Raw genomic sequence first — 15415 nt, 5'->3', positions numbered from 1 at the left:
GGGGCATGTCGCTCCCGCCCCGGGGCGCACAAGAATCACAAAGGCACGTCAGGACGATTGACGGGCGCATGTCCAACCCCTACGGTCTGATCGATTTTCCGAACCACGTTCGAAATCCCGGCCATTTCAGGTGCCCCCGCACGCCACCCTGGAGCCCACGTGAGCAAGAACCCCCACCTGTCCCGTCGCGCGCTGCTCGGCATGACAGCCGCCGTCCCCGTCGCCCTGACCCTCGGCACGGGCACCGCCCACGCCGCCGACTCGGCATACGCGATGGTCTACTTCACCGAGTCGACCAATCTCGGCGACGGCACCGACTACGGCCTGCACCTGGCCGTCAGCCCCGACGGACTGAACTGGACGCCGCTCAACCAGAACAACCCTCTGGTCACCCCCACCGCCGGCGCACTGGGCCTGCGCGACCCGTTCCTGATGCGCAAGCAGGACGGCACGTTCGTGGTGCTCGCCACCGACCTCAAGGGCACCGACTGGAGCTACAACAGCCAGTACATCCACGTCTGGGACTCCGCCGACCTGCGCACCCTCACCGGCTACCGGCGCCTGAAGCTGCACGACATGACCACCCACAGCTGGGCGCCGGAGGCGTTCTGGGACGCCGGCCGCGGTCAGTACGCGGTCATCTACTCCTCCGTGAACAGCAGCGGCCACAACGTCATCATGGTCAACTACACCAGCGACTTCGTCACGGCCTCGGCCCCGCAGGTGTTCTTCGACCCCGGCTACGACGTCATCGACGGCGACATGACGGTCGGCGTGGACGGCTACAACTACCTCTACTTCAAGAAGAACCAGACGCTGGTGAGCGCCAGGTCCACCTCCCTGAACCCGGGCAGCTTCACCGAGTACAGCGCCGGTGTGGCACACGGCGGCACCGAGGCCCCCACGGTGGTCAAGTCCCTCTCCTCCGGCACCTGGTGGCTGTGGGGCGACACCTACACGCCCAACGGTGTCTTCTACGCCTGGCAGTCGAGCAGCCTCGCCTCCGGCACCTGGACGGCCCTGGACCAGAAGACCTACACCCAGCCGGTCAACTCCAAGCACTGCGGCATCGCGACGATCACCACGGCCGAGTACAACAACCTGCTCGCCAAGTGGGGCGCCCCGGCCTGGAACCGGCTCAAGTCCTACAACTACCCGGCCCGTTACGTCCGCCACTCCAACTACGCGGCCCGAATCGACGAGTACCCGGTCGAGCCGTACAAGGACTCCCTGTGGACCCTGGTCCCCGGGCTCGCCGACAGCTCCGGGGTCTCCTTCCGGTCGGTCAACTACCCCACCCGCTATCTGCGGCACTACAACTACGCGCTCCAGCTGGACGCGAACGACGGCACCTCGACGTTCGCCGCGGACGCGACGTTCTACCGCACGGCGGGCCTCGCGGACGCCAGTTGGGCCTCCTTCCGGTCGTACAACAATCCGACGCGCTACATCCGCCACGCGAACTACGTCCTGCGCATCGACCCCGTCTCCACGACCACGGAGCGGCAGGACGCGACCTTCCGTGTCGGGTACTGACATGGAAGACACGCGCGTGTCGAACAGTTCCGCGCCCGGCTGGGCCAGACGCGTCACCGTGCGCGTCCTCGCCCTCGCTCTCGCCGCGTCCGGCCTGACGGCCCTGGCCGGCCACGCTCCATCGGCGCCCCTGGCCGCCGAGCCGACCGCGGTCAGCACCACACAGGCCGCCGTCACCCCGCCGTCGATGGGCTGGGCATCCTGGAACAGCTTCGCCAGCAGCATCGACTCCGACGTCATCAAGGAGCAGACGGACGCTCTCGTCTCCTCCGGCATGGCGGCGGCCGGCTATCAGTACGTCAACCTCGACGACGGCTGGTGGCAGGGCGACCGCAACGCCGACGGCTCCATCGCCGTCGACGCCGAACTGTGGCCGGGCGGCATGCAGGCCATCGCCGACTACATCCACAGCAAGGGGCTGAAGGCCGGCATCTACACGGACGCCGGCAAGCAGGGCTGCGGCTACTACTACCCCACCACCCGCCCCGCGGCCCCCAACACCGGCATGGAGGGCCACTACCAGCAGGACCTGGAGACCTTCCAGCGCTGGGGCTTCGACTACGTCAAGATCGACTGGTGCGGCGGCCGGGTGGAGGGCCTCGACCCGGAAACGACGTACAAGCAGATCGCCGCCGCCAACGAGGCCGCGACCGTCGTCACCGGACGCCGGCTCGTGTTGTCCTTCTGCGAGTGGGGCAGCGGACTGCCGTGGAACTGGGCCACCGGCTACGGCGACCTGTGGCGCACCAGCACCGATGTCATCTTCTGGGGCCAGACCCCGACCACCGGCATGATGCTCACCAATTTCGACCGGGGACTGCACCCGGCCGCCCAGCACACCGGCTACTACAACGACCCCGACATGCTGATGGTCGGCATGAGCGGTCTCACCGCCGCCCAGAACCGACTGCACATGGGCCTGTGGGCGATCTCAGGCGCCCCGCTGCTGGCCGGCAACAACCTGGCCACGATGAGCACGGCCACCCGCGACATCCTCACCAACCGCGAGGTCATCGCCATCGACCAGGACCCGCGCGGGCTGCAGGGCGTCAAGGTCGCCGAGGACACCCGCAACCTGCAGGTGTACGGCAAGGTCCTCACCGGCACGGGCAAGCGCGCCGTGCTGCTGCTCAACCGCACGTCCTCGGCGGCGTCCATGACCGTGCGCTGGGCCGACCTCGGCCTGACCGGTGCCACCGCGTCCGTGCGCAACGCCTGGACGGGAACCGACGCCGGGTCTTCCGCGACCAGTTACTCCACGACCGTCCCGGCGGGCGACGCCGTCCTGCTCACCGTCTCCGGCACGGAGGCCTCCGGGACGACGTACGAGGACACCACCACGGCCACCACACCCGCCTTCAGCGCCGTCACGACCGGCGCCGCGGGCACCAAGCTGGTGGACATCACCTACGCCAACGGCGCCACCACGGCCCGTAAGGCGACCATCCAGGTCAACGGCCAGTACACGTCCGTGGTCTCCTTCCCGCCGACAGGCTCGGCCTCCACGTACCGGACCGTGTCCGTACTGGCGCACCTGGCCAAGGGCACCAACACCGTGCGCTTCGCGGCGGTCTCCGGCGCCACCGCGCCCGACATCGACGCGATCCGTGTCCAGGGCATTCCCGGCACCAATGGCGTCGCCCTCGTCGGCACCGCCTCCAACCGCTGCGCCGGACTGGAGAAGAACACCATCACCGACGGCTCCCAGGCCATCCTGTGGGACTGCTTCGGCGGCCGGAACGAGACCTTCACGCAGACCTCTCGCGGCGAGCTCGTCGTCTACGGCAACAAGTGCCTGGACGCCGACAACAACGGCACCGCCAACGGCACCAAGGTCATCATCTGGGACTGCACCGGCGGCACCAACCAGAAGTGGACCGTCCACTCCGACGGCACGATCACCAACGACCTGTCGGGACTGTGCCTCGACGCCGCGGAAGCGGCGACCGCCAACGGCACCAAGCTGGTCCTGTGGACCTGCAACGGCCAGACCAATCAGCAGTGGGCCCTCCACTGACCTGAAGCGCACTGCCTGCACCGCCCGTCGCCGGGCCGGCCCTCGAGCCGGTCCCGGCGGCGGGCGGTGTCGTCCGCCGGGCGGGACCGCGGGCCGTCAGCGCGGTGGCGGGCCGGGCCAGATGGCAGACGCGTCGTCGCGGTCCACGTCGGGCAGGCGGATCGGGCGGACGGGGACGGTGCGGGTGCGGCCCTCGGACACGGCCGTCCAGGGGGCGGGATGGCCCGAGTAGCACAGGGCGGTGAGTACGAAGACGCCGTCGGCGTAGACCTCGACGTATTCGCCGATGGTGAGGATGCGCAGGGTGGTGGCGGGTTCGGTCAGTGTCGTCTCGCCGAGCCGGTCCCCGTGGGGGCCGGTGACCCAGAGGTTCTTGCCGTCGCAGCCGACGAGCAGGGCCGGGCGGTCCCCGTCGGCGGTGTCGGTGCGCAGGGCGATCTCCACGCGGCCGGTGAGGGTGACGTCGCCGACCGCGTGCAGGGCGGGCTGTTCGGTCTCCTCGCCGAACCAGGCGTTCAGGCCGGGCCACCATTCCAGGCGAGGTGACTGGTCCGGGGCGGTCACCAGGAGTTTGGGCTGGGCGAGCATGCCGCGGCAGCGTTCGCCGGAGTCGGTGAGGTTCACGCGCCGGGGCGTGGTGTGCAGGACGACGCGGGAGCCGTCGGGAGCGGCGATGACGCGCGGGGCGTAGGAGCCGGTCGGGCCGAGCGGGCCGCGGCGGGTCCACGGCCCCCTCAACCGTGGCGCGGTCCACGCCTCGAAGCCGCGTGTGGCGCCGACGGATCCGATCAGCAGCCAGCTTCCGTCGTCGAGACGCTCCAGGACCGGGCACTCCAGCTCGTCGACGTCGCCGGGTGAGATGAGCGGCGGGTGGACGGTCCAGTGCTCCAGGTCGTCGGAGGTGGCCCAGGCGACGCAGCCGCCGACCTCGACGGGCAGGGTGGCGTCGGCGGCGCAGACCACCATGACCCAGCCGTCGGACTCGTCGTCGCGGACGACGAACGGGTCGCGCCAGCCCATGTGTTCGCCGGTGCGGTACCAGCGCGCGTCCGCCTCGACGACGGGCCCGGTGCCGTGCCGACGCCAGCCGGTGCCGTCGGTGCGGTCCGAGTAGGCGAGACCGACCGACTGCAGCGGCCAGCCAGCCGGAGTGAGGCCGGAAACGCCGGTGTAGAACATGGCCATTCCGTCGCCGTGCCGGACGGGGTGCATGGTCCATACGGCCTGCTGATCGAAGCGGCCGGGCAGGCCGTTGCCGAACGCGGTGCCCTCCGGCTTCCAGCGGACCAGGTCGGTGGAGGTGGCCCGGCCGTAGGACGTCTCCATTCTCAGATGGTCGAACTCGGCCGTCCACGGGCCCTGCAGATGCAGCACGGCATAGGTGCCGTCATCGTCCCGCAGCAGGGCGAAGTCGTTCACACAGAGGCCGGGCGGGGCGTATCGCATGCGCAGTTCCTGTCGGCTCGGAGCGCCCAAACGCGTGCGCTGACCATTGACCTCGGAGGTATCGCTTAAGAATCGGCCCAAGTAAAACCCAACGCAAACGCTTGCGCAACAACGATGCCGGGTCTACGGTCACGTCACCCACAGATCACACCGACGTGAAATCAACGGGAGAAAGCGCTGTGACCGTCAGCATCACCGATGTCGCCCGCGCCGCCGGCGTCTCGGCGTCCACCGTGTCCCGCGCACTGCGCGGTCAGCCGGGCGTCTCCGACGAGGTCCGCGCCCAGATCACCACCGTCGCCGCACAACTCGGCTATACGGCATCCCGTTCGGCCTCCAGCCTGGCCAGCGGACGGACCTACACCATCGGGGTCGTCGTCCCCTACATCGGCCGCTGGTTCTTCGGCACCGTCCTCGACGCCGCCGAGAAGGTGTTCAGCGCCGCCGGCTACGACGTGCTGCTCTACAACCTGAACTCACCGGAGGCACGCAAACGCTTCTTCACCAAGCTGCCGGTGCGCAAGCGGGTGGACGCCGTCCTCTCGCTGCTCATCCCCGACCTGGAGGAGGAGTCCGCACTGCGCTCCCTCGGAGTGCCGCTGGCCACCACCGTCGGCGGCCCCCGGGACGGCTTCACGGTGGTCGGCATCGACGACCACACTGGTGCCACCAGCGCCGTACGGCATCTGGTCAACCTCGGTCACCGGCGCATCGGCATGATCTCCGGAGCGAGCGAGCCGCTGCACTGGACCGCTCCGATCGACCGCCGTCAGGCGTACCTGGACGTGCTGGCCGAGGCGGGTATCGCCCACGATCCGGCGCTGGAGGCGGACGGCGGTTACACCGTCGACGGCGGCGAGCGGGCCATGACCGAGCTCCTCGCCGTCTCCCGCCCCCCGACGGCGGTGTTCGCCCAGTCCGACGAGATGGCGATGGGTGCGCTGCGCGCCCTGCGCCGACACCGCCTGAAAGTCCCGGACGACGTGTCCGTCGTCGGCTTCGACGACCACGAACTCGCCGAGGTCATCGGGCTGACCACCGTCGCCCAGCCGGTCCCGGAACAGGGCGCGGAGGCCGCCCGGCTGCTGCTGCGCCGGCTCGACGAACCGGATGCCGAGCCCGTCGGCCAGGTACGGATGCCCATCCGCCTGATGCTGCGGGAGACCACGGCTCCGCCGAGCCCCCACAGACCCTCGTGACTCCCCGCTCCTCGTCGAGCCACCGCCTCTCGAACCCACACACCCCGAATCGTCGAATTCCAGAACCCTCACCCAGCACGGAGGCACCGTCCATGAACGCCGCAAGCAGAAGGTTCCGCCGCACGCTCTGCTCGAGTCTGACCCTCGCCCTGCCCCTGGCGGCGCTGGCCGCCTGCGGTGGAGGCGGCGGCAGCGACACCTCCGCCGAGACGGGCAGCGGCAAGGGCACAATCAGCGTCTGGGCCCACCAGGGCCAGGCGGGCGAGACCGCCGCACTGCAGAACACGGTGAAGACCTTCAACTCCTCACAGAGCGACATCAAGGTCGAGCTGAAGCTCATCCCCGAGAACGACTACACCAAGACCATCACCGCCACCAGCGCCTCCGAGCTGCCGGACGTGCTGGAATTCGACGGCCCGACGATGGCGAACTTCGTCTACAACAAGAAGCTCGCGCAGATCGACTCGTATGTGTCCGCGAAGACGATGTCCAACGCCACCGACGCGATCAAGGCGCAGGGCGAGATCGACGGCAAGCACTACGGCCTGGGCATGTTCGACTCCGGCCTCGGCGTGTGGGGCAACAAGAAGCTCCTGGACGCGGCCGGCGTGAAGTACCCGACCAGCGTGGACGACGCCTGGACGGCCGCGGAGTTCGACGCGGCACTCAAGGCGCTCAAGGCCAAGGACGCCGACGGCAAGGTCCTCGACGTCTCCGAGCAGTACGGCCTGGCCACCGAGTGGGGCACCTACGGCTTCTCCCCCATCGTCTGGTCGGCCGGCGGTGCCCTGCTCAAGGACGGCAAGGCCGAGGGCGCCCTCGACAGCCCGGCCGTGGTCTCGGCGATGAAGACCTTCCAGTCCTGGAAGACGTACGTCGACCCCAACACCGACGGCAACGCCTTCGCCAAGGGCAAGGTGGCGCTCAGCTGGGTCGGCAACTGGACGTACCCCGGCTACGACAAGGCCCTCGGCGACGACCTCGTCGTCCTGCCGCTGCCCGACTTCGGCAACGGCTCCAAGACCGGCCAGGGATCGTGGGCCTGGGGCATCGGCGCGAACACCAAGAACGCCAAGGCCGCGGGCGCCTTCCTGGACCACCTCCTGAGCGACGACAGCGTCGGCGCGATGACGAAGGCCAACGGCTCGGTCCCGGGCACCGAGTCCGCGCTCGCCAAGAGCGAGCTGTACAAGCAGGGCGGCCCGCTCCAGCTCTTCGCCGACCAGCTCGCCAAGCCGTGCGGTGACAGCGACATCAACAAGTCCTGCGTCGCCGTCACCCGCCCCGTGACGGCCGGATACCCCACGGTCACCGCCAAGTTCTCCCAGGCCCTCAACGCGATCTACGGAGGTGCGGACCCGAAGGAGACCCTGGAGAAGGCGGCCCGCTCCATCGACCAGGACTTCTCCGACAACGCCGGCTACGAGATCCCGTAGGCCCCCGCCGGGAAAAGGACCCACACCCGTGAAAACCGTGGAACCCGCGCACTCCGCGGCACCCGGCCGCTCCAAGCAGGCCTCCTCCGCCCCGTCCGCCAAACCCCCGAAAGCCGGGCGCAGGAACCAGGACCGGGTGCACGCCCTGCTCATGGTCGCCCCGGCCGTCGGCGGACTGATCGCCTTCGTCGGCATCCCCTTCGGCTACGCCGTCGTGCTCTCCTTCTACAACGTGCGGCTCGGCTCCCCGCTGGAACCGTCGTTCTTCGGCCTGGAGCACTACCGGCGCCTGTTCACCGACCCCGACCAGTCCGGCCCGTTCCTGCGGGCGCTGCTGAACAACTTCACCTTCGCCGCGGTCGTCGTACCGCTCCAGACAGGTCTCGCCCTCGGCCTGGCGATTCTCCTCAACCGCAAGCTCAAGGCCATCGGCCTGTTCCGGTCCCTGTTCTTCATGCCGGTGGTCTTCCCGATGGCCCTGGTCGCCGTGATCTGGCGGCTGATCCTGGCCCGCAGCGAGCAGGGGATGCTCAACTCTCTGCTGGACGCGGTAAGTCTCGGCAACTGGGGCGCCTTCGACTGGCTCGGTGACACGGGCACCGCGATGGGTTCGATCGTCGTGCTGTCGGTGTGGCAGGGCGTCGGCTTCCAGATGGTCATCCTGCTGGCCGGCCTGCAGCAGATTCCCGGTGAGCTGTACGAGGCCTCCGAGTTGGACCGCGCGAGCCGCTGGCAGCAGTTCCGCCATGTCACGCTGCCCGGCATCCGCGGCACGCTGGTCTTCGTCGCGCTGCTGACCTCGGTGATGTCCTTCCGGATCTTCGACCAGGTGTACATCCTCATCCGCGGCGGCGGCCTGGACGAGGACGCCACCCGCACGGTCATGTACCAGGCCGTCACCACCGCCTTCGACCAGAACAACATCGGTCAGGCGTCCGCGATCACCGTCGTCTTCTTCCTGATCGTCCTCGTCCTGACGATCGTCCAGCGCCGCGTCGTCCGGCCCGACAACGAGGACTGACCTCCCATGGCCATGACCCGCACCCCCGTCCGCCGCATCCTCGACTACAGCGTCCTGAGCGTCCTGGCGTTCGTCTTCGTCCTGCCCGTCCTCTACCTCTTCCTGGGCAGCCTCAAGCCGTCCGACGAGGTCCTGAACGGACTGTCCGGTTTCCTGCCCACCCATCTGACCTTCGACAACTACTCCGCCGTCCTCGACAGCCTCAGCTCCGACAGCACGGGCTACTTCTGGCAGTTCATGGGCGTGTCGGTACTGGTGGCGTTCGTGGTGGTGACGGGCGGGCTGTTCATCAACTCGATGGCGGCGTACGGCCTGTCCCGCCTGAAGTGGCGTGGCCGGGAAGCGGTCTTCACCCTCGTCCTGCTGCTGATGCTCATCCCGTTCGAGTCGGTGGCCGTCCCGCTCTTCTACATGTTCAACGGACAGCGCAACACCCTCTACATCCAGGCGGTGCCCTTCATCGCCAACGCCTTCGCCATCTACCAGTTCCACACGTTCTTCCGGAAGATCCCGACGAGCATCGAGGAAGCCGCCCGGCTGGACGGCGCGGGCCCCTGGCGCACCTTCTTCGCGATCATCGTGCCGATGTCCAAGCCCGTGTTCGCCTCGGTCGCGATCCTGACCTTCCTCATCCAGTGGGGCTCCTTCCTGTGGCCGGTCCTGATGGTCTCCGACCCCTCGGTACGCCCCCTCCCCCTGGAGATCAGCGTCTTCCAGGGCCAACAGCCCCCGGACTGGGGACAGATCCTCGCCTTCGGCGTCCTCCTGGTCCTGCCCGTACTGGTGGTCTTCGCCTTCTTCCAGCGCTGGTTCGTCCAGGGCGTGGCCAGCTCCGCCGTCAAGGGCTGAGAGCTGGGGCGCCGGCCGTTTCGGCGGCTGAAGTCGCGATGAGAGCAACCTGTCAACGAGCACAGGATATTTCCCGCATAGGGGCGCCCGCCGCCCAATTGAGACAGGCCTGAAGGCTCGCGCGTTGAGCTGTCAACAATATTGCTGATAGTTCTCTCATCCAGCGCGCGCGTGTTCTGGACGTCGCCGTCCGCAGAGTCGGCGACGTCCCCGCCTTTCCTTCAGGGAGTGTTCGTGAGCAAAGAGAGAACACGTCGGGCCCGTAGCCGACGAACGTGGCGAGGCATAGCGGGCGTGGCCGCCGGTGTCGTCCTCGTCGGCGGCGGATTCGTGGCGGCCAACGCCGCGACGAGCTCGAGCGACGCCAAGAAGGCCGGGGTCCACTACCCGGTCGACAAGAAGGCCAACGGCGTCGCGGCCGTGGTCAGCGCGGCCAACGCGTTCCTGAACACGCTGGACTCCGACCAGCAGGCGGCCACAGTCCTGGACTACTCCCAGGCGAACGCGACCGCGTGGTCGAACCTGCCGTGCGGCTCGTCCTGCCGGGTCGGCATCCAGACGGGCTCGCTGAGCGACGACCAGCTGGCCGCCCTGAAGAACGTGCTGAAGGTGGCCCTGGGGACCGGCGAGGGCACCGGCTACGAGCACGTCCTTGAGACCCTCCTGGCCGACGACCAGCTGGCCTCGGCGGAGGGCTCGGGCTCCGGGCCCGCCGCACCGTCGGGCAGCGCATCGAGCGACACCTCCGCCTCGGCCGACCCGAGCGCCACAGCCAGCGGCGCCCCGCCGTCCGGCGGAACCGGCGGCGGCGCCGGTGGCGGGTACGGGAGCGACATCTACTTCCTGGCCTTCCTGGGCACTCCGTCGGCGGACGGCACCTGGCAGCTGCAGTTCGGCGGCCACCACCTCGCCGTGAACGTCACCTACAAGGACGGCAAGGTGGCCGGCGCCAGCCCGTTCTTCACCGGCGTCGAGCCCACCAGCTGGACCGCGGACGACGGAACCACGTACGAGCCGATGGCGAAGTTCCGCAACGGCATGCTCGCCCTGACCGGCAGCCTGAGCACGGAGCAGCTGGCCAAGGCCAAGCTGTCCGAGTCCTTCAACGACGTGCTGCTCGGCCCGGGCGAGGACGGCCAGTTCCCGGAGACAAAGGAGGGCATCAAGGCCAGCGAGCTGTCGCCCAAGCAGCAGAAGCTGGTCCTGGCGGCGATCCACCCGTGGGTCGCGGGCGTGGACGACGCCACCGCGAAGAAGCTCATGAGGACGTACGCGCGTGAGCTGAGCAAGACCTATGTCAGCTACTCCGGCGGTACGGGCCTGGACACCCAGGGCGACTACGTCCGCATCGACGGCCCCAGCGTGTGGATCGAGTTCGTCTGCCAGAACGGCTTCGTCTACCAGGACAAGGTCCACTACCACACCGTGTACCGGGATCACACCCGCGACTACGGCAGCGAGTTCTCCTTCTCATGACCGGACCGCGAAACTGGCTGACCGCAGCGCTGACACGCCTGGTGGCCGGGATCGCGATCGTGGTACCGGCGACGCTCCTCCTCGGGGCGTCGCCGGCCGCCGCGCATCCGATGCCGCACTCTGTGGTGCAACTCGACGTGTACCAGGCGTCGGTGAGCGCACGGCTGGAACTGCCTGCCGACGACCTCTCCCGGGCCAGCGGGATCGACCTGAGCGACACCACCCAGGCCACGCTGTCCGGGCAGGCCGAGGCCATCCGGACCTACCTCGGCAAACACATCAACCCGACCAGCACCGGGGGCAAGGCCTGGCAGGTCAGCGTCGGCGACCTGAGCCTCAGCAGCACCGAGCAGACCTCCACCGGCCCCTACCGCGAGCTTGTCGCCGAGGCCGTGCTCACCCCGCCGGCCGGCGCCGACGTACGGCACTTCACCTTCGACTACGACGTCATCGTCCATCAAGTCATCACGCACACAGTCCTGGTGACGGTCCATCAGGACTGGGCCAGCGGGCAGGTCGACGACGAGAGCACCACCCAGGTCGGCACCATCCGGGTCGACACCCGCACCATGAAGGTCCCGGCCCTGAAGGTCGACCTCGGCGACGGCAGCGCCTGGCGTGGCTTCCTCGCCATGGTGAAGCTGGGCGGCGACCATATCCTCACCGGCACCGACCACCTGCTCTTCCTGCTGATCCTGCTCCTGCCCGCGCCCCTGGCGGCCACCGCAGGACGATGGGTCGGACTGGTCGGCGCGCGCTCCGCGCTCGGGCGGATCGGCCGCATCACGCTCGCCTTCACCGCCGGGCACTCCGTCGCGCTGGCCGCGACCGCACTCGGCCGCCTGGACATCCCCGGTTGGCCCGTCGAGGCGTTCATCGCTTTGAGCATCCTCATCGGCGCCGTCCACGCGATCCGCCCGCTGTTCCCAGGCCGCGAGGCGCTCGTGGCAGGGCTCTTCGGGCTCGGTCACGGCATGGCGTTCTCCTTCGTCCTGGCCGAGATGCACCTGTCCACCGGACAGCTCGTGACCAGCCTCCTCGGCTTCAACCTCGGCATCGAGCTGGTCCAGCTCCTGTTGGTCTGCCTCGCCCTGCCCTCGCTTCTGCTCCTCGCACGCCTGCGCATCCAGCCCCTACTGCGGCTGGCCGGCGCCGCGCTCACCGGCACGGCGGCGCTCGGCTGGCTGGCCGACCGCCTCGGCCTGCCCAACCCCGTCGCCCGGGCAGCCGACAGCGCCGGATCCCACACCACTGCGATGCTCGCCGCCCTCACAGTGGCCGCACTTGGCGCCACCGCCTGGACCCTGGCCGCCCGTCGACACGCACGACACGGACCGGCCGAGACCCCGACGACGGCATGTCCCGAGTGCTTCGATCACGACCAACGGCGTGACGCGCACCAAGTGCTCGTTCGCGAGGCGGCCGTGCGAAAGAGGGTCGATTGCGTCGCCGACGAGCACGACTGAAACGCGCAGTACACGCGGCTGGGTGAGCAGGCGCACGCCTGGCGGCACTACCCGCACTCCCCCGCACAACTGCTGCGACGACCCGAACTCGCCTCAGTGCAGGCCTGGTTGGCGCACGCTGCGGACTGCGGCGCGGCTGCCAGGCCAGCGCCGATCAGTGAGCGTTCACCGAGGCCGGCGGACAGTCGCTGCACCCGCCGGTGTTCCCCCTGACGGCCTTGGCGATCGTAGAAGGGCGTGCGCTGTGAGCGCGCGCCCCCTGAATGTCTCGAGCGCTCGTAGGTGAGTCGGCAACTCCGGTGTTGTCGCTGTGCCGTGTCCCTACTGTTGTGGCAGCCGTGAGAGGGAAGGACACGCTCTCCTTCCTGACGACCTGACACGGCATCACTCATCAGTCAGCTCATCGCTCGAGTGCCGGAACGGTCTCCCGGCCGTACGACGGCGGTCGACGGCCCAAGACCGGTTCCCGGCCCGGAGCACGGACGTTCGGGGGGACAGAAATGGATCTCGACAAGAAGACGGACAGCGACAGGGAAGAGCGGCGTCGTCGCCGTCGCTGGGGCGTCATCCCGCGCTGGCTGGAGGTCCTCGCCATCTGCATGGCAACCGTGGCGGCCGGCTTCTTCGGCGGCAGGGTCACGGTGGTTCAGGCCGACGCCCCCACGCCGACCGCCACCATCACGGCAACGGTCACAGCGACACCCGAACCCAAAGTGAGCGCCAACGTCGATACGGATCCACCGACCGACGATCCGACAAGGCCCGAACCGAGCACACCCGAGAACGCCTCCAGCGTCTACCTCGCGGACCTCGACCCCGTAGAGGGGGACCGAAGCGTCCAGCCCATCACCGTCCACGGCCGGCACTACGCCAAGAGCATCACGCTCACCTGCAGCAGCAGCGGAACCAGCGTCGTCTACAGCACCAGCGGATACACCCAGCTCCAGGCACAGGCCGCCATCGTGGCCGACTCGCCCAACGCGATCGGTTCCATGGGGACCATCAAGGTCACCAACGCGGCCGGAGACCCGATCGGGAAGGACGCCACCATCCAGTCCAGCAAGGCCACCGAACTCTCGGTCGACGTCACCGACCAGGACCAGATCCAGATCGCGTGCGTGATGACGAAATCGGGCGACGAGGACGGCTGGTACTTCTACGGCGGCCTGGGCGATGCCACGCTGTCCTGAGCAGCCCGGAACGAGAGAGATTCCATGAGGCCACAGGCGCCCGGAGCGGACATCGTCGTCTTCAGCGCGCTCGGCAAGGAGTCGGCCGCGGTGATGGATCACCTCGAAGGACCACTTACCGAACACGAGGTCCGCGGAGCCCTGTTCGAACTCGGCGAATTCACGGGCGAACACGCAACCTGGCGCGTGGCATGCCATGAGACGGGAGAGGGAAACACCGCCGCCGCAGCCCTCGTCGAACGGGCCGTGACGGAGTTCGAGCCTCACCACATCTTCTTCGTGGGCATCGCGGGCGGTATCAAGGACGTGCAGCTGTGCGACGTCGTCGCCGCCCGCCACATCTACGACTACGAGAGAGGCAAGGACGAGGAGGAGGGCTTCCAGGCCCGTATCACCACGCATCTGTCGACCTTCGCCCTCGTCCAGCGCGCCCAGTCGGTCGCCCGCTCGGAAACCTGGCGGAACCGCATCAGGTCTCCGCTGCCCGACCGCACCCCGAAGGCCTACGTCAAACCCCTCGCCGCCGGCTCAAAGGTGGTGGCCAGTGAGCGCTCCGCCACGGCTCGGCTGCTCGCCCGACACTGCGGTGACGCGCTCGCGGTGGAGATGGAGGGATACGGCTTCCTGCAGGCCGCGTACGTCAACGCGGGCGTCGGCGCACTCGTCGTCCGGGGGATCTCCGACCTGCTGTCCGACAAGGGCGAGGACAACGACGACGTCTGGCAGCCCGCTGCCTCCAGGTGCGCCGCGGCCTTCACCTTCGAGGTGCTGTCCAAGCTCTCCGCTGCCCCGGGCCGGCGACGGGGACTGGGGAACTTCGTAGGCGAGTTACGCCGGACGCGGCAGTCCGGCGGTCAGGCGACGATCGGGTTCGGGCCGGATCACACGGCGGTCGTCATCGGTGGGGACGGATCGATCGAGCGGTGGGATCTGAAGTCGGGCGAGGCTCTGCCCGGTGCCCCGGGCGAAGCCGAACTGCGCCTCGGCCACCAGGCCATCGTCTCCCCGTCCCGCCACAGTGTCGCCATCGCCCGCCGGACGCGCCTGGAACTCGTCCACTTCGTGGGCACGTCCGGCGAACACCGGCGGCATACCGCACCTTTGGCCCAGGACGAGTTCCTGGTCACCAGTGGCGGCACCGTTCTGGCGACCCATGACGGCCGCCGCCTGGCCGTGCGCGACTTCGACGACGGCCGGATTCTCCGCGAAGTGCCCTGCCCTCAGGGCCTCGCGGCATCCGCCATCAGCGCCGACGCCTCCGTTGCCGCCATGGCCACCTCGAACAAGGTCCACGTCCACCAGCACCATCGTGACCCGATCGAACTGGACATCCGCAACCGGCTGGAGATTCTCAAACCGGGCTGCTGGCTGAGCGTCTCCCCCTCCGGAAGGTACGTCGCGTGCGCCACCTTCCGCGAACTACGGGTCTGGCTGACGGCTGATCAAACCATCGTTCTGCACCGGGAGTTCAGCAGACACGAGAGCGCCGACAGCCTGGGAGCCCAAGGCGTGCGCCTGCTCTGCACCGACGAAGGGAGAGTGCTGTGGCTTCGTCGAGGCCTGCTGTCCCAGGTGACCCACCATCCCGAGATCCGCCATCTCGAACAGACCGGCCGTTACGACGATTTCACCGTTCACCCCGACGGAAACCTGCTGGCGGCCGTCAGCGGCACCAGTCTCGTACGGACCTGGGAATGGAACGGCTGAGGCCGCCCAACCCGAACCCCTCAACGAGTGGGCGCGAAACGGGCGTTCGGACGTAGGTTGTGCGATGAATGA

General features: G+C 68.7%; 11 protein-coding genes. 10 read left to right on the top strand and 1 reads right to left on the bottom strand.

Translation table 11 applies throughout. The annotated features are described in order from the left end of the window. The first annotated feature begins 201 nt into the window (after positions 1-201). Together OHU89_RS46165 and OHU89_RS46160 are read left to right on the top strand one after the other, a co-directional pair. Positions 202-1536, top strand: coding sequence for a glycoside hydrolase family 43 protein (locus OHU89_RS46165; protein WP_405654941.1), 1335 nt, complete (start codon positions 202-204; stop codon positions 1534-1536). Between the two features lies 1 nt (position 1537). Continuing rightward, positions 1538-3553 carry an RICIN domain-containing protein gene (locus tag OHU89_RS46160; protein ID WP_405651987.1) on the top strand — a complete coding sequence of 672 codons (2016 nt, stop codon included), beginning with the start codon at positions 1538-1540 and terminating at the stop codon, positions 3551-3553. Between the two features lie 96 nt (positions 3554-3649). Here the strand turns inward: OHU89_RS46160 and OHU89_RS46155 are convergent, their stop codons facing one another. Continuing rightward, entirely contained in the window at positions 3650-4999 is a 1350-nt protein-coding gene (locus tag OHU89_RS46155; RefSeq protein WP_405651985.1) for a mucin-1, read from the bottom strand. A gap of 179 nt (positions 5000-5178) precedes the next feature. Between OHU89_RS46155 and OHU89_RS46150 the strand changes: the two genes are divergently transcribed. The 8 genes from OHU89_RS46150 to OHU89_RS46115 all read left to right on the top strand — a co-directional run bounded on the left by OHU89_RS46150 (position 5179) and on the right by OHU89_RS46115 (position 15343). Then, positions 5179-6198, top strand: coding sequence for a LacI family DNA-binding transcriptional regulator (locus OHU89_RS46150; protein ID WP_405651983.1), 1020 nt, complete (start codon positions 5179-5181; stop codon positions 6196-6198). Between the two features lie 92 nt (positions 6199-6290). Continuing rightward, the gene (locus tag OHU89_RS46145) at positions 6291-7634 is read left to right on the top strand and encodes an ABC transporter substrate-binding protein (RefSeq protein WP_405651981.1); all 1344 of its coding nucleotides are present in this window, start codon (positions 6291-6293) and stop codon (positions 7632-7634) included. 28 nt (positions 7635-7662) lie between these two features. Next, entirely contained in the window at positions 7663-8655 is a 993-nt protein-coding gene (locus OHU89_RS46140; RefSeq protein ID WP_405651979.1) for a carbohydrate ABC transporter permease, read from the top strand. Positions 8656-8661: 6 nt separating this feature from the next. Beyond that, positions 8662-9504 carry a carbohydrate ABC transporter permease gene (locus tag OHU89_RS46135; protein WP_405651977.1) on the top strand — a complete coding sequence of 281 codons (843 nt, stop codon included), beginning with the start codon at positions 8662-8664 and terminating at the stop codon, positions 9502-9504. 234 nt (positions 9505-9738) lie between these two features. Beyond that, positions 9739-10980 (top strand): DUF3500 domain-containing protein, encoded by a 1242-nt coding sequence (locus OHU89_RS46130; protein WP_405651975.1) that lies wholly within the window; start codon positions 9739-9741, stop codon positions 10978-10980. After that, complete coding sequence (locus OHU89_RS46125) at positions 10977-12446, top strand: HupE/UreJ family protein (protein ID WP_405651973.1); 1470 nt, start codon at positions 10977-10979, stop codon at positions 12444-12446. Before OHU89_RS46130 ends, OHU89_RS46125 begins: the two co-directional genes overlap by 4 nt. Before the next feature lie 500 nt (positions 12447-12946). Next, positions 12947-13636 carry a hypothetical protein gene (locus OHU89_RS46120; protein WP_405651971.1) on the top strand — a complete coding sequence of 230 codons (690 nt, stop codon included), beginning with the start codon at positions 12947-12949 and terminating at the stop codon, positions 13634-13636. A 24-nt stretch (positions 13637-13660) separates the two neighbouring features. After that, a complete protein-coding gene (locus OHU89_RS46115) occupies positions 13661-15343 on the top strand; it encodes a hypothetical protein (RefSeq protein ID WP_405651969.1) in 1683 nt (560 codons plus the stop codon). Positions 15344-15415 lie beyond the last annotated feature (72 nt).

Source organism: Streptomyces sp. NBC_00019 (assembly GCF_045041015.1).
Lineage (GTDB): Bacteria > Actinomycetota > Actinomycetes > Streptomycetales > Streptomycetaceae > Streptomyces.
Note: the sequence above shows the minus strand (reverse complement) of the source record. Positions and strands in the feature narration are given on the sequence as shown.